This window comes from Chitinophaga filiformis (assembly GCF_900102545.1).
Lineage (GTDB): Bacteria > Bacteroidota > Bacteroidia > Chitinophagales > Chitinophagaceae > Chitinophaga > Chitinophaga filiformis.
Window position 1 is genome coordinate 1 of the sequence record NZ_FNBN01000010.1, and the last position, 24,572, is coordinate 24,572.

Annotated in this window: 20 protein-coding genes; 7 read left to right on the forward strand and 13 right to left on the reverse strand. The window is 46.4% G+C overall.

The window, feature by feature from the left end; translation table 11 throughout:
* Nucleotides 1-209: 209 nt before the first annotated feature.
* Together BLR32_RS28905 and BLR32_RS28910 are read right to left on the reverse strand one after the other, a co-directional pair.
* On the reverse strand, nucleotides 210-2,822 hold the full coding sequence (locus BLR32_RS28905) for an MGH1-like glycoside hydrolase domain-containing protein (RefSeq protein ID WP_089837280.1): 2,613 nt from the start codon (nucleotides 2,820-2,822) through the stop codon (nucleotides 210-212).
* 2 nt (nucleotides 2,823-2,824) lie between these two features.
* The gene (locus tag BLR32_RS28910) at nucleotides 2,825-3,910 is read right to left on the reverse strand and encodes a DUF3810 domain-containing protein (protein ID WP_089837281.1); all 1,086 of its coding nucleotides are present in this window, start codon (nucleotides 3,908-3,910) and stop codon (nucleotides 2,825-2,827) included.
* A gap of 13 nt (nucleotides 3,911-3,923) precedes the next feature.
* Between BLR32_RS28910 and BLR32_RS28915 the strand changes: the two genes are divergently transcribed.
* The gene (locus tag BLR32_RS28915; protein WP_089837283.1) at nucleotides 3,924-4,802 is read left to right on the forward strand and encodes a fructosamine kinase family protein; all 879 of its coding nucleotides are present in this window, start codon (nucleotides 3,924-3,926) and stop codon (nucleotides 4,800-4,802) included.
* A 4-nt stretch (nucleotides 4,803-4,806) separates the two neighbouring features.
* Here BLR32_RS28915 and BLR32_RS28920 read toward each other — a convergent pair whose 3' ends face one another.
* Nucleotides 4,807-6,828 (reverse strand): ATP-binding protein, encoded by a 2,022-nt coding sequence (locus BLR32_RS28920; protein WP_176842465.1) that lies wholly within the window; start codon nucleotides 6,826-6,828, stop codon nucleotides 4,807-4,809.
* 157 nt (nucleotides 6,829-6,985) lie between these two features.
* On the opposite strand from BLR32_RS28920, the gene BLR32_RS28925 reads away from it, so the two are divergent.
* From BLR32_RS28925 to plsX, 3 genes are all read left to right on the forward strand, one after another.
* Nucleotides 6,986-7,522, forward strand: coding sequence for a YceD family protein (locus tag BLR32_RS28925; RefSeq protein WP_089837287.1), 537 nt, complete (start codon nucleotides 6,986-6,988; stop codon nucleotides 7,520-7,522).
* Between the two features lie 74 nt (nucleotides 7,523-7,596).
* The gene (gene rpmF, locus BLR32_RS28930; protein ID WP_072356725.1) at nucleotides 7,597-7,791 is read left to right on the forward strand and encodes a 50S ribosomal protein L32; all 195 of its coding nucleotides are present in this window, start codon (nucleotides 7,597-7,599) and stop codon (nucleotides 7,789-7,791) included.
* A 44-nt stretch (nucleotides 7,792-7,835) separates the two neighbouring features.
* Nucleotides 7,836-8,777, forward strand: a complete 942-nt coding sequence (plsX, locus tag BLR32_RS28935) for a phosphate acyltransferase PlsX (protein WP_089837289.1) — start codon at nucleotides 7,836-7,838, stop codon at nucleotides 8,775-8,777.
* Nucleotides 8,778-9,188: 411 nt separating this feature from the next.
* On the opposite strand, the gene BLR32_RS28940 is transcribed toward plsX, so the two are convergent.
* Together BLR32_RS28940 and mazG are read right to left on the reverse strand one after the other, a co-directional pair.
* Nucleotides 9,189-12,962, reverse strand: coding sequence for a sensor histidine kinase (locus BLR32_RS28940; protein ID WP_143011630.1), 3,774 nt, complete (start codon nucleotides 12,960-12,962; stop codon nucleotides 9,189-9,191).
* A 5-nt stretch (nucleotides 12,963-12,967) separates the two neighbouring features.
* The gene (mazG, locus tag BLR32_RS28945; RefSeq protein WP_089837294.1) at nucleotides 12,968-13,735 is read right to left on the reverse strand and encodes a nucleoside triphosphate pyrophosphohydrolase; all 768 of its coding nucleotides are present in this window, start codon (nucleotides 13,733-13,735) and stop codon (nucleotides 12,968-12,970) included.
* Between the two features lie 136 nt (nucleotides 13,736-13,871).
* Here mazG and BLR32_RS28950 point away from each other — a divergent pair, with 136 nt between their 5' ends.
* On the forward strand, nucleotides 13,872-16,142 hold the full coding sequence (locus BLR32_RS28950; protein WP_089837296.1) for a Tex family protein: 2,271 nt from the start codon (nucleotides 13,872-13,874) through the stop codon (nucleotides 16,140-16,142).
* Between the two features lie 102 nt (nucleotides 16,143-16,244).
* Here BLR32_RS28950 and BLR32_RS28955 read toward each other — a convergent pair whose 3' ends face one another.
* The 3 genes from BLR32_RS28955 to BLR32_RS28965 all read right to left on the reverse strand — a co-directional run bounded on the left by BLR32_RS28955 (nucleotide 16,245) and on the right by BLR32_RS28965 (nucleotide 18,616).
* Nucleotides 16,245-16,763, reverse strand: a complete 519-nt coding sequence (locus BLR32_RS28955; RefSeq protein WP_089837299.1) for a hypothetical protein — start codon at nucleotides 16,761-16,763, stop codon at nucleotides 16,245-16,247.
* A gap of 75 nt (nucleotides 16,764-16,838) precedes the next feature.
* Nucleotides 16,839-17,618 (reverse strand): enoyl-CoA hydratase-related protein, encoded by a 780-nt coding sequence (locus tag BLR32_RS28960; RefSeq protein ID WP_089837301.1) that lies wholly within the window; start codon nucleotides 17,616-17,618, stop codon nucleotides 16,839-16,841.
* Between the two features lie 8 nt (nucleotides 17,619-17,626).
* A complete protein-coding gene (locus tag BLR32_RS28965) occupies nucleotides 17,627-18,616 on the reverse strand; it encodes a DUF3667 domain-containing protein (RefSeq protein WP_176842466.1) in 990 nt (329 codons plus the stop codon).
* Nucleotides 18,617-18,706: 90 nt separating this feature from the next.
* Between BLR32_RS28965 and BLR32_RS28970 the strand changes: the two genes are divergently transcribed.
* Complete coding sequence (locus BLR32_RS28970; protein ID WP_143011631.1) at nucleotides 18,707-19,570, forward strand: hypothetical protein; 864 nt, start codon at nucleotides 18,707-18,709, stop codon at nucleotides 19,568-19,570.
* Nucleotides 19,571-19,645: 75 nt separating this feature from the next.
* On the opposite strand, the gene BLR32_RS28975 is transcribed toward BLR32_RS28970, so the two are convergent.
* From BLR32_RS28975 to BLR32_RS28995, 5 genes are all read right to left on the reverse strand, one after another.
* Nucleotides 19,646-20,374, reverse strand: a complete 729-nt coding sequence (locus BLR32_RS28975; RefSeq protein WP_089837307.1) for a DNA-formamidopyrimidine glycosylase family protein — start codon at nucleotides 20,372-20,374, stop codon at nucleotides 19,646-19,648.
* Nucleotides 20,375-20,500: 126 nt separating this feature from the next.
* The gene (locus BLR32_RS28980) at nucleotides 20,501-21,325 is read right to left on the reverse strand and encodes a hypothetical protein (RefSeq protein WP_089837309.1); all 825 of its coding nucleotides are present in this window, start codon (nucleotides 21,323-21,325) and stop codon (nucleotides 20,501-20,503) included.
* Nucleotides 21,326-21,417: 92 nt separating this feature from the next.
* Nucleotides 21,418-21,801, reverse strand: coding sequence for a DUF3037 domain-containing protein (locus BLR32_RS28985; RefSeq protein WP_089837311.1), 384 nt, complete (start codon nucleotides 21,799-21,801; stop codon nucleotides 21,418-21,420).
* Nucleotides 21,779-22,576 carry a HipA family kinase gene (locus BLR32_RS28990; protein ID WP_089837313.1) on the reverse strand — a complete coding sequence of 266 codons (798 nt, stop codon included), beginning with the start codon at nucleotides 22,574-22,576 and terminating at the stop codon, nucleotides 21,779-21,781. Before BLR32_RS28990 ends, BLR32_RS28985 begins: the two co-directional genes overlap by 23 nt.
* A gap of 119 nt (nucleotides 22,577-22,695) precedes the next feature.
* On the reverse strand, nucleotides 22,696-23,838 hold the full coding sequence (locus BLR32_RS28995; RefSeq protein ID WP_089837315.1) for a tetratricopeptide repeat protein: 1,143 nt from the start codon (nucleotides 23,836-23,838) through the stop codon (nucleotides 22,696-22,698).
* 280 nt (nucleotides 23,839-24,118) lie between these two features.
* On the opposite strand from BLR32_RS28995, the gene BLR32_RS29000 reads away from it, so the two are divergent.
* On the forward strand, nucleotides 24,119-24,541 hold the full coding sequence (locus tag BLR32_RS29000; protein ID WP_089837317.1) for a lipocalin family protein: 423 nt from the start codon (nucleotides 24,119-24,121) through the stop codon (nucleotides 24,539-24,541).
* The last annotated feature ends 31 nt before the right edge of the window (nucleotides 24,542-24,572 follow it).

The window sequence follows — 24,572 nt, forward strand, 5'->3', positions numbered from 1 at the left end:
TAAACAAAACAACCTTTTTAGGATTATCTTTTAATATTGTAAAATTCAAACGGATTATCTCATCAAAACTGTAAACCTATACCAGGACAAGACAGCTTGTACGGCGTCAATACCTGTTCAGATACTGGTTCGGTACTAGTAGAGATCCGGTAGAGGTATAGTAGAGGTTCGGTGAAGTCTATAACCTATAGGGCTCTAAAAGACCTGTATCAGGGATTATTCTTCATCTTGATCAGGTTCGCCACAAGGCCGGTCCACCCAGTCTGATGGGAAGCGCCGAGCCCTTTCCCTGTTTCTCCATGGAAATATTCAAAAAAGAGGATGTTGTCCTTGAAATATGGGTCGTTCTGTAGTTTTTCATTATTGCCGAACACTGCCCTTCTGCCATTTTCATCTTTCAGGAAGATCTTCAATAGGCGGCCTGCCAGCAAAGTACCCACTTCTTTCAGGGAATAGAACTTACCACTACGGCTGGGATATTCTATCCTGAAATCATCAGAATAGAAATAGTGGAATTTCCGAAGGCTTTCTATCATCAGGAAATTCATCTGCATCCAGACAGGTCCCCGCCAGTTGGAATTACCTCCATAGGTATAGCTGTCACTTTCTCCGGGCAGGTATTTCACCCTTAATTCCACTCCGTCCTGACAGAATATAAAAGGATTGTGATCGTCGTACTTTTTGGAAAGAGAACGCACGCCATAAGGGCTCAGGAACTCTGTTTCATCCAACATTCTGGAGAGCAGTTTTTTCATACGGTGACCACGCAACAGGCTAAGCAGGTGTTTATTCTCTTTGCCTTCTTCACTCCAGCGGGATACCAGCTGCGCCAAATCAGGCCGGTGACGCAGGAACCAGGACATTCTCTTTTCGAAAGCCGGGTTGTTTTTCAGCGTTTCTGTCGATATGACCTCTACGGCAAACAGGGGTATCAGTCCGACCATACTGCGCAGGCGCAGCCTTTCCACCCTGTTGTCGGGCATACGGATCTGGTCGTAGTAGAATTCGTCCTTATCGTCCCAGAGGCCATGCTTCACATCTCCCATGCTGGCCATGGCGCCGGCAATATAGAGGAAGTGTTCGAAGAACTTGATAGCCATGCCGGTATACACTTTATTGTAGCTGGCCAGTTCCAGGGCAATATGCAGCATGTTCAGGGCATAAATGGCCATCCAGCTGGTAGCATCTGCCTGTTCCTGCCTGACGCCGCTGGGCAAGGGCATGCTGCGGTCAAATGCACCTACGTTATCCAGACCCAGGAAACCACCTTCGAAGATGTTGCTACCGTTACTGTCCTTCCGGTTCACCCACCAGGTAAAGTTGATCATCAGCTTATGGAATACTGCCTCCAGGAACTCATAGTCTTTACGGCCTTTAATGGCGGCGTCCTGTTTAAAGATCCTGAAGGTAGCACCCGCATGCACGGGAGGGTTGACATCTCCGAAAGCCCATTCATAGGCAGGAAATTCTCCGGAGGCGTTCATATACCATTCCTCTGTCAGCATTAGCAACTGCTGTTTGGCGAAGTCAGGATCCACCATGGCCAGCGTCACACAATGGAAGGCCAAATCCCAGGCTGCATACCAGGGAAATTCCCATTTATCGGGTACAGAGATAATGTCTTCGTTGTTCAGCTGTTTCCAATTCTTATTACGGCCATTCAGCCTTTCAGCAGGAGGCGGCGGACTCGCAGGATCTCCATCCAGCCATTGCTGTACTTTATAGCAATAGAATTGTTTATTCCACAGCATACCGCTCAGCGCCTGGCGCTGTACCAGTTTCTCGTCTTCGTCTTTGATGGTAGACTGGATATCGGCGTAGAACTCATCTGCTTCGGCCAGGCGTGTCTGGAAAAGCGTATCAAAATCTGCAAAAGGACTGGCAGCCTGCTTGTCTGACAAGCGTAAACGCACAGTAGCAGATCCTTTGGCAGGTATGGACTGTTTATAGTGTACGGCGGCTTTGGTGCCTTTTCTTTCGGGATTGATGGTATCGGTGCCGTAGGCAATGTGATCATGGATACCGTCTTTCGGATAAGGCGTATTGCCTGCTACCTTGTACAGGCGGGGGTAGTTGGTTTCATTTTCACAGAATAGCAGCTGGCCATCCCCTTCCTGGTAGAGGTATTGCACCGCTATTTTTTCATGGTGGAGGCGGATGGTACGATCGTCTTCCCCCAACATGGCCGGCTTATAATCATGACGCCCCCATGCCCAGGTATTGCGGAACCAGACCATAGGTGCCAGGTGCAGATCTGCTGCTTCGTTTCCCCTGTTATGCGCTGTGATCTTTACCAGGATATCATCAGTGCCGGCTTTGGCATATTCAATGAATACATCGAAGTATTTATCCTCGTTAAAAATGCCTGTATCTATTATTTCGAATTCCTCCTGATGCTTGCCTCTGCGTGCATTCTCATCTATCAGCCATTGGTAGGGATATGCCTGCTGCGGGTATTTATACAGCATTTTCATATAGGAATGCGTAGGCGTGGCGTCGAGGTAGTAGTATAGTTCCTTTACGTCCTCCCCGTGGTTGCCCTGTGCATTGGTAAGTCCGAAAAGGCGTTCTTTCATGATAGGGTCCTTCCCGTTCCACAGTCCGAGAGAGAAGCATAACAGCTGCTTATCATCCGAGATACCTGCTATGCCATCCTCTCCCCATCTCCATGCCCTGCTGCGGGCCATATCGTGGGTGGTATAGTCCCAGGCACTGCCATCGGCGCTATAGTCTTCCCTGACAGTCCCCCATTGCCTGTCACTCACATAAGATCCCCATTTCTTCCATCCTGTCTGTTGTAATCTCTGTTGTTCCTTAGTCATATTTATCTGATCTTGAAGTAAGCGATTAGCCATCCTACCACTTCACTGTAGCTGTGGATGCCTTTTTCCTGTCTGTTAGCCTTAAGATACTGGTCATAGATCATTGCAGTGTAGTCGTCTACCGGACTGCGGTAGCGATCATAGAAATCCCTCATCTGCCGCATATCGGCCCTGATACCCGGTACTGTATTGCGCCAGAGCTCTCCAGCCAATGTGGTGTCCTGTCTTCTGAGCTGACGCACGCTATACATAAACATCTCAAAGTTAGCAGCATAACGAAAGCGGGCATCAGGATAATTATCAGCTACAAGATAACCCACAAAATTGGCTTCTTGTTCAGGCGCGTATCCTAACTGATGGGCCACCTCATGGCAGATCGTGAAGGGATGCAGAAAACCGGGTGTGGTTACATTGACCTGGGCTTCGCCGGTGAAGGGGTTCAGATAGCCGCCCACTCCCATGTAATTCAGCAGCGGGCTGTAGAGGGTAGGCTTGATACAGGCATTTTCATACTGCAGGCTGGGCCACTGCTTGCCGGCAAGGTCATAAGCCATTACAGCCTGGCTGAACATAGCAGCACTATCGGCACCAGGGTGCGTGGCATTAACACTATCCCCCAGGGCGATCTTACATTGGTTCACCCGCTGCCGCAGCGTGTCTGCCAGCTGGTATAACTGGTCGGTCGTATACTCGTCTACATCCAGGTGGAGATCCTTTTCCAGGGAATTGCGGTCATAATTGAGTCCCCAGAACAACATAAAGACCAGATATACAGTCAGTAAGGACTGAATGCCCCTTAAAATCAAAATACCGAGCCTCCCCCATTGCCTTTTTATAATTTTATAACATATATTTAACAAATAAACAATCAGAGTTATAATCCAGGCGGCATAAATTACGTCGCCGACACTAAAAGGCACTTTCCCCAGTACCTTGCGGAGAAGTAAACTGATCCAACTGTATAACCTATGAAAGTAATAGCCAGAAAACCTGTCACTGAATGTAAACAACGCCTGCAGGACACAAATGCACAAAACGGTTATCAGTATACGTACTCCAATACCCTTTATCTTTATTTTAAAATCCATATCTACTTGACAAATGACCGATGAATTATTAATGGGTGAGCTGACATCTGCACTTTCCCTCCAGTCGGGAATGAAAATACATATTAATTACGCAGAAAAACTACCTGGTGGAGATATAAATGAAACTTTTAAGCTGAATACAGATAGCGGTCTGCTGTTCCTGAAAATGAACGATGCGCGCAACTATCCTGATATGTTCGAGCGGGAGTTTATGGGCCTGGAAGCGATTTATGCTACTCATACATTGGGTGTACCTCGTCCGCTGGCCACTGGCCGTTCGGGTGGGAAAGTGTTCCTGGTCACTGAATTTATAGAGAAAGGTGGCGCCAATCCTGATTTCTGGGAGAATTTTGCAGCGGGTTTGTCACATATGCACAGGCATACACAGTCACATTTCGGGCTGCCGCAGGCCAATTATATCGGAACGATCAAACAATATAACACTCCTTATACTAACTGGTCTGTTTTTTACGCGTTCAACCGTTTACAACCACTGACCAGGGTGGCGTACGACCGTCATGTGATTGACAAACAGATGGTAAAGCAGATGGAGCAGTTGTGGCGGCAGTTACCGCAGATATTTCCGGATGAACCACCGGCATTGCTGCATGGGGACTTGTGGTCAGGCAATTTTATGGTAGGGCCGGATGGCAGGGCACGTGTGTATGATCCGGCGCTTTATTATGGCAACCGCGAAATGGACCTGGCTATGGCAAGGCTTTTCGGTGGATTTGACACCCGTTTTTATTATACCTATCAAAGTATGTTCCCGCTGGCCAATGACTGGCAGCAACGGATCAGTATATGTCAGCTGTATCCCCTGATGGTACACCTGCTGCTGTTTGGAGGTAGTTATTACAATAGCGTAAAGGAAGTGCTGGATACCTTCTGATGGCTTACAGCAATTCTTTCATTCTCTCATATTCCTGTTCGATGATCGGATAGAATTTATCCAGGTCGCGCGAGATGCCTGCGAAGACTTCATCCACCTCTTCGGGAGGGGTGTGTACGTTATTGTTGAGCGTATTTTCCAGCTGCTGCATTTTACTGGTGATCCAGGTAAGTCCCACCATGGCGAAATTTGGTTTCAGTTTATGTACCTGAAATTTGAGCTGTTCCCAGTCACGGTTTTCCACCAGTTTCCTTAGTTTTACGACTTCCTCCCGGATAGTTTTCAGGAAGATCTCAAAGAGATCTGCGGCATAGGAGATATTGTCTTCGTATAAAGCATTCAGGTACTTTACATCCAGCTCACTGTGGAATTCAAATCCGGAAAAGTTTGTAGAATCCTCCATTATTAGTTCTGTTTCATCATCATTCAGGTACTTGTTTAATACCTGTAATAATTGGTCTGGCGTATAAGGTTTTGTTAAGATATCAGTAATACCTGCCTGTCTTGCCTGTGTGAAAGTGCTCTCCATGGCCAGGGCAGTGGTAGCCACGAGAGGGGTGGCCACATTTGGTTTGGTTTCATCCTGCCTGATCTTTTCAGCAAGTTCCAGACCATTCAGGCCGGGAATACGAATATCGAGCAAAATCAGGTCATATAGTCTTGAATCCAGGAAATAGAGTGCATCCGGCCCATTGGTGGCCAGCTGATGTTGTATATTGTATTTCTCCAGCAAACTGATGATATACCTGAGGTTCATAGGATTGTCCTCGATGACCAGTACTTTGGCTGCTGAAAAATTGGGTTGCCTGCTCATATTTCCGGACCTTAAGTTTGTTACTGAGGGTTTGCGGGTATCAATAAAGGGCAGGTTAAATGAAAAACAGGTGCTGTAGCCATGAGATTCTTCCACGAGGATACTGCCCCCCTGTAGTTCCACCAGCTGTTTGGATATGGCTAAACCTAATCCTGTGCCACCATATATTTCCCTGATTTCCTGTTCTGCCTGTTTGTAGTTTTGGAAAATGAGTTCCAGCTTGTCTTTCTGGATACCAATACCGGTATCGCATACCTGGAAGCGCACCCAGCGTTTATCTTCCTGCCAGGATTCGAGCTTTACATTAATGGCTATTTCTCCTTCCCTGGTGAATTTCTCTGCATTACCTAACAAGTTCATAAGTATTTGGTTCAGCAGCATATCGTCGCCTACCAGCCGGTTCTGTAACTGAGGGTCGATAGTGGCAGAGATTTTCACGGGTCGCTGGCCCATTTTCAGTTCAAAAGTATGTCGCAGAGATTGTACCAGTTCCGTCAGGTTAAACTCCCTTTGGTTGACCTGTAGCGCTCCCGCCTCAATTTTGGAAAGGTCGAGGATATCTGAGATAAGTCCCATCAGGATACCTGATGAGTGTTTCAGGATGTTGATATAATCCCGCTGTTTGGCATCGAGGTTGGTTTCTTCCAGGAGATGGGTCATCCCCACGATAACGTTCAGGGGTGTCCGGATTTCGTGACTCATGCTGGCCAGGAATTCCTTCTGAGCGCCCCGGGCCTCTTCTGCCTGCCGGCGGGCCAGATCCATTTCGGAGCGGGGCATTTTATGCCTGGATACATCCACGATCTGCCAGATACTGCCGATAAAACGGCGCTTCTCTATCAGGGGATTATAGCTTACTTCATATATACGTCCGTCTTTCAGGATCAGTTCCCAGCCGAAATAAGGTTTCTTTTTCTGGCGGAGGTCCTTCATTTTCTCCTCAAAGGTGTCGGCACGAAGTACAAGGCGGCTAAAGTATTTAATAACAGCGGAAAAGGACATCCCGGTGATGTGGGTGATGTCGGCCCCGGCATTTTCTTCAAATACCCGGTTGACCCAGATAACGCGGTGCATTGCATTGGTAACCAATACCCCGGCATTGCTATTCTGGAGGAATACGCTGATAGGGAGTGAAAATATAGCAAGACTGTCCGTAGATAAACTACGGCCTGTGGGATGTTTTCTCGTACCTTTGATCCGGGCTTTTGCCATTCTGTTTAGTCCTGGTTGGGAGTTGGCGCTCCAATACATAAATTTATACAGTAATACAATATATAAATATTATGTTGGGAATCAACAAAATTAGGAAATTTTTGCAATTGGAAATATTTGGTTACCTTTGCATCCCTCTAAAAGTGAGGATTTTATTATGAAAGCACTCCGTCAATTTGATATTGCCTTTGTGGGACTGAAACCCGGAGAGCATACATTTGAGTACCAAATTACGGATAGTTTCTTTGAAAACTACGGCCCGCAGGATTTCAGTGATTGTAACGCGACTGTTAAGTTGCTGTTAGACAAGAAGAGTAATTTTTTCCTGTTAAAATTCGAAATTGGCGGAAAGGTGACAGTCAACTGCGACCGTTGCGGACAACCATTTGAGTTACAGCTCTGGGATGATTTTGACCAGGTTGTGAAGATGGTGGATAATCCGGACGAGATGAAAGAGGATGAGGACCCGGATGTAGCTTATATATCTAAAACGGAATCTCACCTGAATGTTGCGGAATGGATATACGAGTTCATTAATCTCAGTATCCCGATGCAACGTATTCATCCTGATGATAGTACGGGCAAAAGCGGTTGTGATCCGAAGGTACTGGACATGCTTGACCAGATGAACCGGCAGGCGAACGAAAAGGGGAATCCGATCTGGAAAGACCTGGATAAATTTCGTGAGAACTGATTGTGGTGTATCTTCAAAGGCGGACTGATATAACTTATTAAACACTAAACAAGGACAATTAAAACTTAAATACGATGCCAAATCCGAAACGCAGACATTCTCAGCAAAGATCAGCTAAGAGAAGGACGCATTACAAGGCCTTTGCGGATACTTTAAGCACAGATAGCGCAACTGGTGAAGTGCACCTGAGACATCGTGCTCACTGGGTAGAGAACAAACTGTACTACAGAGGTAAAGTAGTATTGGAAAAACAAAGTAGCGCTAAATAATTTTACTAATTTTACCCCGACCAAACAGACAAACCTAAACGTTCATGAGAATCGGGCTTGATATGATGGGTGGCGACTTCGCCCCCCTGGAAGCAGTAAAAGGAGTAAAATTATATTTAGACACTGTTGCTACAGACGCGCACCTGGTGCTGATTGGTGATGAGACAGCTCTAAAGCCTTTGTTGTCAGATGCGCAGTTAGACCAATCAAAATATTCAGTTGTTCATTCATCCCAGGTAATCGGGATGAATGAACATCCTACCAAAGCACTGAAGGAGAAACCGCAATCCTCTATCGGCATTGGCTTCCATTTATTACAAAATGGTAAAATCGATGCATTTATTAGTGCTGGTAATACCGGTGCTATGATGGTGGGTACATTCTACTCTATCAAAGCGATAGATGGAATACAACGGCCAACTATATCCACTCCCGTTCCCAGGGAAAATGGATCTTTCGGGCTTTTACTGGATGTTGGTATCAACGCGGACTGCAAACCTGAAAACCTGCTGCAATTTGCCATTCTTGGTTCACTTTATTCCCAGCACATTCTGAAGATCAATAATCCTAAAGTAGGGCTGCTGAATATTGGTGAAGAGGAAGGCAAAGGTAATCTCCTGGCGCAGGCAACTTATCCTTTACTCAAAGACAATCCGTTGCTGAATTTCATCGGTAACGTAGAAGGAAGGGATGTTTTGACTGACAAGGCAGATGTGATAGTGTGCGAAGGATTTACCGGTAACGTCGTGTTGAAAATGGCTGAATCCATCCATGAAATTGCGGTAAGACGTAATATCAAGGATGATTACATGAACAAATTCGACTTCGAAAGTTATGGTGGTACTCCTGTATTAGGGGTTTCACAACCGGTGATCATTGGTCATGGTATTTCCAAAGGCCTGGCCTTTAAAAACATGATCGCGCTGGCTCAACAGATGATCGAAAGCAAGCTGCTGGATAAAGTCCGGGAAAGCTTTGTGAAATAATTTACGTCCTATTGGAAATGAAAGGTATTGATACCGTCTCGTGTTGAGACGGTATTTTTTTTGTATTGATTGACGATACCGCGGTTTCAGGCTGGGATCACTGGCCGAGTTCTTTGAAGCTGCGTGCTATTAAGCATTTGAAATCGTATGAGCCATTGGTTATGTATTAAACCCCTGTCAATCGTATCGACGGCTTCAAACAACTTAGGCCAGCGATTCCCACCTGAAACCGCTACACTTAGTGCGTTCCGGTTATAGATTGAGGGGTATAATGTATGCGTTTCAGTGCGACATTGATAATCAATACAAATAAACATAAATATCAACCCGCCCTGAGGCGGGCTGACCGAAGCGATTGATATATGCGGATCGGACCTTCCAGCAGAGTTGACCGCGATTAATATGTGCGGATCAGACCTTTTCCAGGGGTAGCCGTACGTAGAAGGTAGTCCCTACCGTTAGTTGGGTTTCAAACCAGATCTCTCCCCTCGCCTGTTCTACGATGTTCTTACACATAGCCAGACCGAGGCCGGTACCGGAGTTTTTAGTTGTGAAATTTGGTACGAAGATCTTGGGTTGAATTTCCGGCGGAATACCTTCCCCATTGTCCTCTACACTTACTACTACCCAGCCTTCTTCAAACTCTTCCATAGCAATGGTAACATGCCCTACCCTGCCTTCCGGTAACGCTTGTACTGCGTTCTGTAAGAGGTTGGTGAACAGGCGGTTCATCTGCGTTTTATCTGCAAAAATATAATACGCACGTCCGGGCGACGCGAAATGGATATTACAGTTCTCGTGGCTCTGGTACAGGTCCTTCAGTGAATGCAGCACTTCATTCAGCAACAATACTTCGCTATTGGCCTCATCTATGCGTGAAAAGGCGGAGAAGTCGGACGCTATATTCGCCAGGTGTTCGATCTGCTCTACCAGTGTATGCGCTACGTTATGGGAGAGCTGTTTTACATTTGGCGCATCATTGTCTATTGCACGCTGCAGGTATTGGATGCTCAGCTTCATGGGGGTGAGCGGGTTCTTGATCTCGTGTGCTACCTGACGGGCCATTTCCCTCCAGGCGCCTTCCCTTTCACTCTTTGCAAGCCTTGCAGCACTCACTTCCAGCTTGCGCACCATCTTGTTGTATTCTTTTACCAGCGCACCTATTTCATCATCCTTCTCCCACTCTATCTCGTCATTCTGTTGTCCCAGGCTTACGTGACGCAGTTTCTCAGTTACCAGGGAGAATGATTTGGTGATGGAATTAGTGATCAGCAAGGCCAGTAAACCGGCTATCAGGAATATGAAAGCATTAAAGTTGATCAGCGCTACCAGGAAATTGGAGATCTGTTGATTCAACTCCGTCTGGGTAGCAAAATAAGGAACATTCAGATAGGCGAAGATCTCCCCATTACTACGCAGTGGTGCATAGCCTGAAAGATATTTCATGGAGCCGATCTTTTCCTTCTGTATCCACTGGATCTTAGGCTCGCGGTACAATTGTACGAAAGCATCAGGATTGATCTTCTTCGACAAAAGTCCTTTTTCCGTGATCAGGGGCTGTGTGGTGACCTGCAGATTTCCATCCCTGTCGTAGATGTTAATATCCAATGCCCGCTCGTCTGCAATCTCCCCGATGGCAGATGTCAGGCTGGCCTGGAAAATAGGGTCGTACAGGTCTTCCAGGTCATCAAACATACGCTGATCTGCAAAAACCTTCTCCACGTCGTGGGATACTTCATTGATCGTGCGGCTGAGCCTTTCCTTATTCTCTCTTTCAGAGCGATCGATAAAGAACAGGATAGTAGTCAGCCCCAGTATGATAAAGGCAAATACGACGATGAAAATGATGGTGCCATATACCTTTTTACGGATGCTGATATTGATCAGCGCCTTGAGATTCCCGATACGCATCCTGGCTTTCACCAGCAGGTCAAGTACCCTGTATACGGCGATGATGAGCAAAAAGAGACAGAACATGTAGGCGAAGAGCGTGATGAATTCCACGAAGCTCCTGTTCTCTTTCACCACTATCACCACTTTATCTTTTGAGGCCTTGTAGATAAGCCGGGAGAACCCTTTTTCGGATTGTACTGTGATATCTTCTTTTGGAATATCTACTCCGTATAATTTCACCGGAAATGCAAAGTCATTGTTATTACTCACCAGTTGCCCCTGGTCATAAATTGCATAAGAATAGGCGGTGGAGGATTCCTTCTCCGGGTCAAAGATCTCCCCGTCTACCAGCAACTCCGGATACAGGCGCTGTGTATTGATCACTGCCGGCGTCAGTTCATATATCAGGTAACCGGAAGGCATCCCGTTGTTATAGAAATCCTTACGGCCGATATAGCTGTAATCATTGAAGCTCCGCTCATTGTAATACAGCTCATTCCCGATCAGTTCTGAGCCCATCAACATTCGCCGGCTCAGGGCCGGGAATGTGGAAGTATCTCCGCCGTAAATAGGTTCGAAGTATTCGTTAAAGGCATAGAAGGTTACATTGAAGCGTCCCAGGTAGCCTTTGAAGTATTTTTGTTTCAGTTCATTCTCCAATGTGGACCTTGGCATGTTCCGTCCTGTACTGCTGGTGCTTTGCTGGAAGAACAGCTGCAACAGTTCGTCTTCTTCCATTTGCCGGGTCACATCTGTGAGCAGCATCTCCACATAAGGGTCTTTCTGCTTGGATAGTTCCACCGCCATACGTTCACGCAGGCTCAATTCTTTCTGATCATTGTAGTATACCAGTACCGCCGAAGTAGTGATGGTAAGCAGGAACAGCCAGAAGAGGAAAGGAACTGTAGCCAGGCTATTCTCAAAGCGGTAGGACAATACATCCAGTAACACTACGTAGATGATCAGCCAGATCACCATGGCTACGGAGTAGTATATCTCGGGATTCTGGAGGCGGAATGTGAGCCATACCACACCTACCGCAGCGAGGAAAATATATTTCGTACGATGTCTGAAATTGGTCAGTTCATTCAGCAGGTAGTTGATGATCTGCGAGAAGAACAGGAAGCTGAACGCAATAAAACCCAGGATCATAAAGCCGATGAGACTGTACTCGTTCAGACTGAAAGGATTGGCTACATCAAACGAGATCCTGGAATCGATCACAAGACTGCGGATCAGTTCAGACAGGAACTCTCCTACCACATACATAATGAAACTTGCGAGGATGATCACCAGGCGTTGTTGCCAGTGATTTTTCACTATGGGCGGTTTGATGGTTTTCACGTGTTCACGGAAGAAGAGCAGGAGCCAGAATCCGAGTAATACGTTTATTAACAGGTCGCCCAGGGAGCGGAATACTTCATCCTTGGCATAGATGAGCGGCGTAAAGATATTGAGCGCACGCAGGTTGAAAGGAAAAGGATAGAAATAACTCAGCGTACGGCAGCACAGGATGACGGCCAGCAGGAAGAAAAAGCCATACATGGGATTCTTCTGCCTGGCCAGCATAGCGGCAAACAGGTTGATGAAGATCAGTACGCAGATACATCCGAGCACCCGCAGGATAACACTAAGCAGATTAGGCGGTCCGGCGTCGAGAGTACGATCATAGTACAGGTAGAACAGGATCAGGTCCTGACCGTTCAGTACGGGTATACCGGGTGGTTTGAGATGGACGGTATATTCGAGTCCCAGGGCTGGTTTATCGTAAAAATGGTCTACCAGGTAATTGTTGCTGATGCTGTATTCCATCATTACGGGTATCGCACCGACTATATACCGTTCGTGTCCGGGTTGCTTACCGGGCAGCTTTTTACAGATCACCTCGTAATAGCCGTTCTTCAGTTTCAGGAAGCGGATACCGGGAGTAAGCGGCTCCTGCCATTCTTCCGGCAGCACCAGGTTAGTGCTCCAGTATACCAGCCAGCGACTGGCGGTACTGCTGTCGTAGGCAAAGATGTAGAAGTCCTTTGTACTCAGCAGTTTTGCTTCCTGTTCATTCTGATCACGGGAAAAGAGGTGCTCGATCAGGGTAGTATCACTTGTCAGTTCCTGGAAATCCAGCTCGCGCTGCCAAAGGCTTTTCTCCAGGCTGCGTTTTACACCCTGGGGAGAAGAATAGTATGACCAGTAATTGCTGAAAAGGAATGAAAAAGTAAATAACCAGGCAGCAATGATCAAGAGATATCCATGGCGGATGAAAAAAAACCTTATTTCTTTGATGTCCAGCAACTTCTTTATTTTTCTGATTTTTTCACTTCGTTCCAGAGTCCGTCCATTTCCGTCAATGACATTTCATCGAGCGTTTTACCCTGCGCTGTTGCCATTTGTTCCATTTGCTGGAAGCGACGTATAAACTTCTTATTGGTGCGTTCCAGGGCGTTTTCGGCGTCTACTTTCAGGAAGCGGGAGTAGTTTACCAGGGAGAACAAAACATCGCCAAATTCGTCCTCTATTTCGTTAGCATTGCCCTGTTGTACCACTTCATGCAGTTCCTCCATTTCTTCTCTGACCTTATCCCATACCTGTTCGATATTATCCCATTCAAAACCTACCTGTTTGGCTTTGGACTGGAGGCGCATGGCTTTTACGAGGGCAGGCAGGGATACGGGTACACCGCTGAGTACGGAGGTCTTACCTTCCTTCAGTTTCAGCTTTTCCCAGTTCTGTTTGACCTCTTCTTCATTTTCCACCTTTACGTCGCCATAGATATGCGGGTGGCGGTAGATAAGTTTTTCACAGATGCCGTTAATGACATCATCTATCGTAAACTGCTGCTGCTCTTTACCGATCTTTGCGTAGAATACGATATGCAGGAGCAGATCCCCCAATTCCTCTTTGATTGATTTCCAGTCCTGGTCAGTGATCGCATCTGCCAGTTCGTAGAGTTCTTCTATGGTTTGCTGACGGAGTGTCTGGATAGTTTGTTTCCTGTCCCAGGGGCATTTTTCACGCAAATCATCCATGATTTCCAGCAGGCGATTGAAGGCCGAATTATTTTCCATCTGTCAAATATAAAGAATTCCCGCAGGGGGACGTCTGTATGGGATTTATGTTAATTTCTTTTTGTTGACAGAAAGGGCATTTTAGTTACATTTGCCGCCGGTTTTGGTTAACCGGAAAACTACTAATTTTTAATTCATGAATAGCAAACACATTGCGCTAATTTCAGCAGAACTGAACATCTCAGCGCGACAAGCGGAGAACACCATGAATTTGCTGGCGGAAGGGTCCACCGTGCCATTCATCAGTCGCTACCGTAAGGAAGTGACCGGTAGTCTGGACGAGGTACAGATCGGGAAGATCGAAGATCTCCAGAAACGCTACCAGGAAGTGGATGAACGCCGCGCATTCATTATCAAAACCATTACAGACCAGGAGAAAATGACTCCCGAGCTGCTGGGCAAACTTGAAAACACCTGGGCACTTACAGAACTGGAAGACATTTACCTCCCATATAAACCAAAACGCAAGACCAGAGGTACGCAGGCGATCGAAAAAGGTCTGGAGCCTTTGGCCAAACTGATCTTCGAACAGCAGGAAAATGCGCCGCAAAGCGCTGCAGAGCAATTCCTGAATGAGCAGGTGGCCTCCACAGAGGAAGCACTGAAAGGCGCCCGCGATATCATGGCAGAATGGATCAACGAAAATGCCGAGCTGCGTGATAAACTGCGTAAACTCTTTACCCACACTGCCGTACTGACATCCAAAGTGATAGAAGGTAAGGAAGAAGAGGGTTCCAAATACAAAGACTACTTTGATTTCAGCGAAGAGATCAGTGCGATTCCTTCCCACAGGATACTGGCTATTCTGCGTGGTGAATCAGAAGGATTCCTGTATGCCACCATCAGCCCTGCTGAGGAAGATGCTACTGAAATCATTAATAAACAGTTTGTGACCGGCAATAACGCCAGCAGTGAGCAGGTGAAAAAAGCGGGTGCAGACTCCTATAAACGCCTGCTCCGTCCATCCCTGGAGAATGAATTCCGTGCCTTAGGAAAGGAAAGTGCAGACGCCGAGGCGATAGAAGTATTTGCAGAAAACCTGCGCCAGTTATTGCTGGCGGCGCCTTTGGGGCCTAAAGCGGTAATTGCTATTGACCCGGGTTACAGAACCGGTTGTAAAGTGGTAGCACTTGACGACCAGGGTAATATGCTGGACAACGACGTTATTTATCCGCTGGAGAAAAACTACAAGAGAGACGATGCTGAAGCCCTGCTGAAAAGATGGGTGGAAAGATATGATACTGCCGCTATTGCCGTAGGTAATGGTACTGCAGGCCGTGAAACAGAGGAATTTGTGAAGAAGATCGACTTCGGTAAGAAAGTCAACGTTTTCATGGTAAATGAAAGCGGCGCTTCTGTATATTCTGCTTCTGAGGTAGCGAGAGAAGAATTCCCTGATTTCGATGTAACTGTACGTGGTGCGGTATCCATCGGCCGCAGGCTGATAGATCCGCTGGCAGAACTGGTGAAAATAGATCCAAAAGCGATCGGTGTGGGTCAGTACCAGCATGACGTAAACCAATCCAGTCTGAAACAGAGCCTGGACAGGGTGGTAGTAAGCTGCGTGAACAACGTAGGTGTAAACCTGAACACAGCATCCAAACACCTGCTGGCATATGTATCTGGTCTGGGTCCTTCCCTGGCGGAAAACATCGTGAAATACCGCAAGGAGAACGGTGCATTTAAGAACCGTTTACAGCTGAAGAAAGTGAGCCGTCTGGGTGACAAAGCGTTTGAACAGTGTGCAGGCTTCCTTCGTATTGAGAACGGCGATAACCCGCTGGATAACTCCGCAGTACACCCTGAGCGTTATTCCCTGATCGAAACCATGGCTGCGAAACAGCATTGTACCGTTCAGGACCTGATGGCAAAAGAAGATCTCCGTAAGAAGATCAATCCAAAGGAATATGTAAGCGAAGAAGTAGGTTTACTGACCCTGGAAGACATCCTGAAAGAGTTGGATAAACCAAGCCGTGACCCTCGTGACGAGATCGCTATCTTCGAATATGCAGAAGGCATCCGTACCATGGAAGACCTGAAGGTAGGCATGACTTTACCTGGGGTTGTTACCAACATCACCAACTTCGGCGCATTCGTGGATATTGGTGTAAAACAGGACGGTCTTGTACACATTTCTCATCTCAGCAACCGGTTTATCAGCAATCCTAATGAAGCCGTAAAACTGAATCAGAAGGTGACGGTGACAGTATTGGAAGTTGATCCTTCCCGCAAGCGTATTTCCCTGTCCATGAAGGACAATGAAGCACCAGGCGCCGGTAACAGCGGTGGTGGTCAGCGGAAAGAAAGAAGGGATGGTGGTAGTGCCAAGCCTTCTAAACAGGGCGCACCTGCTCCGCTGAATGATTTCCAGGCGAAGCTGGCAGAGCTGAAGAAGAAGTTCAACTAAGAAATAACGAATAAAAAAAGCGGCCGTATCAATGTGATGCGGCCGCTTTTTATTTGTTATCCACCAGGGGGCGGAACTGTTATCAGAAGACTTCTCTCCTCATTAATTCAATGAAGGGAACTTCAGTTTCCAGCGTAATAATTTCTCAGGAAAAGCGGAGTCATTTCTTTCGCTGAACATCTTCACAGTGCCATTCACGGCGATGCCTATGTAAATGACGTCTCTGCGCATATCGATGGCCAGCGCAGCTTCATCGCCTCCGCAATAGTGCTTCCGGCATCCCTGGTTGTACAGGATATCGTTCTCCAGTTCTACGGGAGGGGTCACGTCAAAGCGTTCTGCAAAAGCAGGGCTTTCTGCAGCCAGTAAGGCTTCAATACGCGACTTCAGCGGCTCTTTCTCCAACATACCTGTTTCTGCTACGTACCGGCCTTCAAACTGTTCAAAAGCTTGCCAGGAAGCTATCTGAGTGGGTTCAATAGTGTCTGCTACAGTCATCATCGTATCAGTTGTGGGTGGAGGCGCAGCTCCTTTTTCTTTGTTACTTACAGGCTGCTCTTTACATCCTAAAATACAGGCAGCTACTACATACAATGCTGCCAGGCGTTTGTTCATGGTCATGGTCTCTATTACGTATTGCTAATTGTGTATTACGGGAATATATCGTGAGCATGATCCTGTCCGCAATACACAATGTTATTTTCCTTTAAATACAGGTGTTCTTTTATCAACAAAAGCCTGCATGCCTTCTTTCTGATCTTCGGAAGCAAACAGGAGATAAAAGTTTTTACGTTCAAAATGTAGTCCCTCTTCCAGGGAACTGTCGAATGCTTTCAGAACGGATTCTTTGGCCATTTTCACTGCCAGCGGACTAAGTGCAGCTACTTCTGAGGCCAGTTGGATGGCTTCTTTCAGGAAAAGTTCCACCGGTACTACCCGGTTGATAAGGCCTGCCCGCAGTGCTTCTTCTGCGCTGATAAAACGACCTGTCAATACCATTTCCATAGCGAGCGCCTTACCTACTGCACGGGTAAGACGTTGTGTACCGCCGGCGCCTGGCATGACACCTATCTTTATTTCAGGTTGTCCGAAGCGCGCTGTTTCACTGGCTACGATCATATCGCAAAGCATAACCAGCTCACATCCCCCACCCAGCGCGAAACCGCTTACTGCCGCTATCAACGGCTTCTTAGTTTTTTTTATTGTGTCCCAGGTGCTGAACTGGTCTATGTTATACATATCCATTGCAGTTTTACCTGCCATCTGTTTGATGTCTGCACCTGCGGCAAATGCTTTCTCATTGCCGCTTATAATAATAACCCGTACGTTGTCGTCCGCGTCCAATGCTTTCAATGCGTCCCTGAGTTCTGCCATCAGTTCAAGGTTCAGTGCATTCAGTTCTTTGGGGCGGTTTAACTGGATATGAGCCACATAAGGGGCTACCTGCTGGTGTATGATAATAAACTGTGCTTGCATTCCCTAAGTTACGCAATTAATACTGTCATCGTAAGGACAAAACAGATAAATACAATCAACAGTGTAAACAGGTATGCCAATGTTACCAAAGCTCCTTTCAGTAAAGATTTTCCCCACGACTGCCCATAGGTATTCCTGAGCGCTATGACGAGGTATGCAAATATGACGAGAAGGCCCCAGCTGGTAAATATCTCTGTATGAAAGAGTGCATCCAGTGCTGTACATACCAGGAAAAACAAGAAGAAAAATACATGGATATGTACGGAGAAGATCGCATGATCTGCATAGAACCATTTTTTCTTGTCGTACATCCATCTCAGATACAGCGCAAAAAGCGGCAACAGCACAAACACCATTTTGGGATAGTTGTGTTGGAACAGCTCTTCCTGGGCATGATTCTTCTCTTCCTTAGTTTTGCCCTCCCCATCCCTGTTGGCACTAAAATAATACCGGGCCATTTTACGTTGAATATTGTTGTCACGGTATTCTTCAGGCAGTGTTTCCTGCAGGGAATCGTACTGTTCTTTAGAATCAATAGCGTTCAGCCTTCTGAACCAGTCTCCTGTAGAGAGGTTGCCCCTCTTGATGGAATCCGGCAGGCTTGCGAAAAGCTCCTTATTCTGCCGGCGGGCAGTTTCAACCTGCTCTTTGGTATCTTTATCGAGTGACTCGTCGTTACTGTGAGCCGTCAATGTAAAATACAGGAGGAAAAAGACGAAGGAGGAAAAAATATAAAGCTTGATGGGGTGTACAAATTTCACCCGTTTACCGGCCGTATATTCTTTGGTAATAAAGCCCGGTTTGGTGAATAAATATTTGAATGTCAGCAGTGTTTTTGAGTCATAGTGTAACAGATCGGCGGCGAATTCCTTTACCAGGTGGCCAAAAGTTTCATGGGGAACAATGTTTTCCTGTCCGCAGTTTGTACAATATCTGCCCGGAACATCCGTTCCACAGTTGAGGCAGTTCGTTTCTTTCCTTAGAGGTTGTGTTTTCAAGTATCTATAGGTTATAGAAGGTAAATATAAAAATTATCTTTACAGAAATGAACTGCCGAATGTTCCTGAATCATTATTTTTGTAGCTAATATGTACACGAGAAAGACGATTTTATTGCTTTTAACAGCATTTTTTGGGTTAAAGCTGTCTGTTTCCGCCCAATACTATTACCAGGATATTATCAATACCGCCCGTACCGAGGCCAATATGGCCCTGCTGAAAGAGAACAAGATCACAGTACAACTGGTTCAGAGCTTTGACGCCAACCAGGAATCCGATAACGACTTCCGCTGTCAGCGTGAGCTGCTGGCCAATTACCGGCAGATCAGGTCTACTACCGTCTCCCGCGCTACCGGCTATTCCGTAATGACTTCTTACTTTTCTACCAAGGGTAAACTGACAAAGACTATCGATAGTACCCGGAGCGTAATTACGACTGTCATTTACATGCGTAATACCAACGATACCAGCGCGAAGATCAGGGAAGTATATCTTACCTCTTACGAGCCAAAAACCAAGTATAAATTCACCGAGACAAGGCGTTACTCATACGACAGCCTGGGGCGCTTATCGCAAATGATTCATTTTCATGGTGATAAAATAGAAGATTCTACCACTGTACGGTTTACAGTTGACTCACTGGGGCTGGTGACGGAAGAGATTGAGAGCGGCAAAGGGGCCAACGGCAGGCGCATCTATTACAAGTACAATGATCAGAACCTGCTGACGGATATTGTTCGCTATTCTCCTACCCGGAAGAAAATGCTGCCGGACTATATTTTCGACTATGACGCCCAGAACAGGATCGGCGCAATGACCACTGTGAACGGGGAAACAGCCAGTTATACCATCTGGCGGTATACCTATGACGATAAAGGACTTCCTACCCAGGAAGAATGTTATGGGAAGAAAAAGGAGCTGATGGGAACAGTGCGGTACAAGTACCGGAAATAATATTAAAATACTTAGAAAGGCGTTCTGTAAGGCTCAGGACGCCTTTTTTATTTTCAGGAGGGGACTTATACCAGTTCAGTATAAAATCTGGCAATTAGGGCAGTAAAAGGTGCGGCGGTTGGTGATACCCATATATTCCTTAATGAGGGGAATATGGCAACGGGGGCAGATCTTTTTAGTGTGAGCAAGCCAATGTGCTTTCAGTTGATACTCCTTTTTCCATTTCAGGAAGTCAAAACTGTAGTTTACCGCTTCCTTTACCAGCTCCCGTTTCTTTTTCAGGGGTAAGTTCCCAACTTTACTGGCGGGATGCACCCTTATCCGGAACAATACCTCATTCTTGATAATATTGCCCGAGCCGGCGAAGATGTCCTGGTTCAGCAGGGCATCCGCTACCAGGGTATCCGGTATCTTTTTCAGTTTGGCCATTGCTTTGGCCGGGTCCCAATGTTCATTCAGTACATCGCTGCTCCAGTCGTACACCTCATCCAAAGGCTCTTCGATGATCCTTACAGAGCAGGTATAAAAATTCAGTTCTCCGTTATCAAACTGTAAATGCAGTGCGGGATTGCTATCCTTTCTTTCATTGATGCGGTAGGTACCGAACATCAGTAAGTGTATCCTGACGGTAAAGCCGGGAAAGCAGATCAAAAAATGTTTACCCCAGCTTTTAAAGGCAGTGATCTTTTTATTACGAATCCTCTCCAGGTCAATTTTAGCGTATCCGGTCACATCTATGACCTTCTTCCCGGTAAAAGACTGTACTTCCTCTTTTAATATCACAATGGATGGTCCTTCTGGCATAACTTATCCTGTTGATCATGCAGAAGAAATACAATATCTGCGCCAGCGGTAAGCAGCGGCGTAACAGTTGAATAAAGCGTTAAATACGAGGCAGTTTGCAGTAAATGTTGTGGATAATGATAAACGTTATGAAGCGCTTTGCTGTAGTGTATAGAGATCAAAATAGTCATACAGCGCGGCCAGTTTCTCCAGGTGACCGGTATTATGTGGATCAAAGTTGTCTTTCTGTACAACGAGTATGTAACCACCATCCGGAAGCTTTTCTATTACGTCAAAGGCAGCCTGTTTTATTTTTTCTTCACCCACAGTTTTTACATGGTCTTCATTCCAGTAATTGAACCAGTAAATGGCCGGCGGTATTTCCAGCGGATCAAATAGTCCCGGGGATACGACCTTTCCTATACGGGCAGTGAGATGTTCGGGAGTTCTTGTAACGATATCAGGAGTAGATATTTCCTCGTCTATTTCCACTTCTCCGTAGAAGGAAGCAAAGGAGATGAGTGTTTCCAGTTCGGTATCATATACAGCTGCATATCTGGCCTTGTAAGCCTTAATAGCGGTAACAAAAAAATCATGAAATTCTTCGTAGACAAAGTGCCCTTCGGGCTGCAGTAATGGTCTGCCATTATTGAAACTAAAAGCGGCATTGTCTTCATTGGTATATTCAAAGGGGTCAGTGTGCACCAATGAAAATAAGGGTGTATCCTTATCCGTAGACAGGATCACATCCCTGTCAAAGTCGCCGTCACTCCAATGTTTCTCCAGCTCAGCGAAAGCCTGCTCCAACGCTCCTATCGAAACGTAGTCATTGAACTTACCGCCATCGTACACGTAACGCAGCCGGGTGGCGTGACTGTGATCATTGCAGGCCTGTACAAGGTCCAGAAAACGATGAAGGGATTCGGTTTCCCTGGGGCGGAACAACTGTAAGGTGCTTGTTTGCTGTGACATGAAGTAATGGGGTTGTTTCCTGTAAATCTAAATAAAAACAATATACAAAAAAGAGGGTATAGAAAAGTTAACATACATCCTCTTTTATGCATTTATAACACCAGTTGTTCATGTAGCCTCACCAGGGCTTTGGCCGGATCATCACAGAAACCGGGATGCACCTTTCCTGCCTGCACGACTGTACTCCGGGTAGCAGTCAGCCAGCGGAAGCGGGAAGCAAGATCAAGCTGACCTATCGGACCGGCCTGCTTACCTCCTTTTGCAATGCATTCAAAAGCCTCCAGGTATGTCTTTACTTCACTGATATCTGTTTCCGGAGAAAAAGCGCGCAGGCGATCTTCATTCAGCGTAATGATAGCCTGCAGGAATTTGTGTTGTTTGCAATAGAGAATGACACCGGCATTGAGAAACTCCTCCCGTTCCACTCTCGGCATAACGCGGATAACAGCGTACTCAAATAAGTGTTTTTCTTGCATTTTGCGCTTCATTTACAAATATTCCGGAATTGGCTATCCGGGTGATTAAAAAACCGGCGTATACCTCTTTTATTTCGTCTGGCGTACCATGATGGGACAATGTCAGCAACCATTCGTCGGGTATTACGGAAATGATAGCACGAACCTGTTCAGGCGTCAGGATTTCACGGAAGGCCGCATCGACTTTATCTATTCCTTCAGCCTGTGACAGCAATACATGGTCTTTTACCTGTACGAAGGGCCGTTTGGCCTGTTCCTGCCAGTTATCCCAGGAGTGATGGAAATACAGGGAAGCACCATGATCAATGAGCCATAGTTCTTTATGCCACATCAGCATATTTGTATTACGGGCGGTACGGTCAACGTTGGTCAGCAGACAATCCATCCATACGATACGGGCGGCCGTAAGCGGATCAATAACGGCTACCGTCGGATCATAGGTGATAGCGCCTGACAGGTAATGCAGGGCCAGATTAAGTCCTTCGCTGGCCTTCAGGAGGTCCTGGATCTCCTCATCCGGCTCGGTGCGACCGAAGGCATTGTCGAGGTTAGCAAAAACGATTTCAGGCACTTTAAGGCCTAATCTGCGGGCGATCTCTCCTCCAATCAGTTCAGCGATCAATGCCTTTATACCCTGCCCTGCCCCACGGAACTTCAGTACGTACAGAAACCCATCATCTGCTTCTGCGATAGCAGGTAAAGAGCCTCCTTCACGCAATGGAGTCACATACCTGGTCACATTGACAGTTCTCAGTTCGGGTTGTTTACTCATCATTGAATTCATATTTATGCAAATAATAACCGGCAGTTTCTGACGCTGCCGGTTATCAAAGTGGCATAAAATTAAGCCTATTTAAGGTGCCGGGCAAGGTATCTGCGGAAAAGCACACCCTCCTACTTCTGGATACGGGTTTTCAGATAGTTGTAAATCTCTTTTTCTTCCGGTGTTTCTCCTTTATACAGCTGAATGTAACGTTTGTAATAGCGTATGGCCATTGCCTCGTTCTTCAGGTGGGCATCATAAATACGGCCGATACTATATTGTTTCAAGGGCTGATGGAACAGATAATAGGCGGTATCCAGGTTGGCGATAGCCGGCTTGTATTGATGCAATGCCTCATAGTTGACGGACATACCTGTATAGTAATTATCCAGGCTGGCCGACTTCGCCATGCTAATACAGGTTTGCAGCAGCTCATTGCTATCCTCATACATCTTCAGTTGTGTATAGGCCATAGCGGCATAATAAATGATATTTTCAGCGCTGGCATTGCGTGCATTGAGATATTCATGTACTGCTATACAATCCTCATATTTTTTGAGGTTATAGGCTGCGGCGGAGACGTAGAGAAAAGTATTGGAGGAAGATATATTCATCTGTTTCAGCTTCTCTCCTATTATCAGGGTGCGTTGATAATCCTTCAGCAGATAGGAAGTTCTTGCTCCCGTCATCAGGACGATTGCAGACGAAGAATCTGTTGCCAGGAAGGTATTGATCAAAGTATCTGCCGCGCCGAAACGTTTCCTTTCTATCCATTCTTCCGCCAGGCGGGATACGACTTTAGGATCATAGGGATTCAGCGTATAAGCCTTATTTAGCCAGACGAAACCGGAATCAGCCTGCATGGCAGCGAGTGCTGCGAAACTCAGCTGCTTCCAGGCAATGGCGCTCTGTGGCCGAAGTGCGACTACCTTCTTATAGTGTTCCATTGCAGTCAAGGGCCGGTCCTGCAGGAGACTAACAGCAGCCAGGCATTGATGAGCAGTCAGGTGATTACTGTCCAGCTGCAATACCTTTTCATAATAAATTACTGCCTCCGGGGTCTTTCCTGCCTGGTAATAAGTATAAGCCAGCAGCGCCATCTGGCGGGCGTCAGTAGTGTCTACAGCTGGCTTGAGATAGGCGATGGCTTCGTCGTACTGTTGGTCCTGCAGGTATTCCATGACGCGGTTGCGGTTCACAGAAGATTGAGCAACGATCTTCGTCGTGCTGCATAACAGAAAAAGCAGGCATACTATCCTGTTCAGGTTGTTCATCTTGCATTACTATTTAAGCATAAAACTAACTATTTAGTTTTAAAAAGAAAAACTTAGTTCATAGATTCATTACAGGGATTAATCAGTTGATATTGAGCAGATAAGGAGATTTGTAAGCAGGACTATAGTGCGACAAGGCACTACTCCTATGCTGAACAAGTACCCGAAAGTGATTATCCGGGAAAGTCTTATCATCAAATTAAATGGCAGTGTGAGGCAACCCGGGAGCTAATCTATCCGTATTAATACAATAGATTCCCCAATGCATTAAAATTCCGTTATGAGAAGAAACAGCTGGCTGCCCGCACTACTATTATCTGCATGTATGCTTTCATGCAGCAATGATAAAAACGACCCGGAGCCAACCGTGGACCGGAACGCACCTACAACTGGTACATGGCGGGTAACACTGTTCTCTGAACGCGGCAATAATGAAACCAGCGATTTCAACGGCTATACTTTCACGTTCGACAGCAACGGGTCAGTAACAGCATCCCTGAATGGTACGAACAAGCACGGGACATGGAATATTAATAGCAGTGCTACCGAATTCACCCTGGACCTTGGTGCAAAAAGTGATGCTAATAAGCCCTTGGGAGAACTGACTGATGATTGGGAAATTATATCGATAACCAGTACAGAAATCAAACTGAAAGAGGACAACGATGCCAGTGGGGAATTTTTGACCTTTAACCAAAATTAACCCCTGCCCTATTCCTATCCGCGGCAGGCTA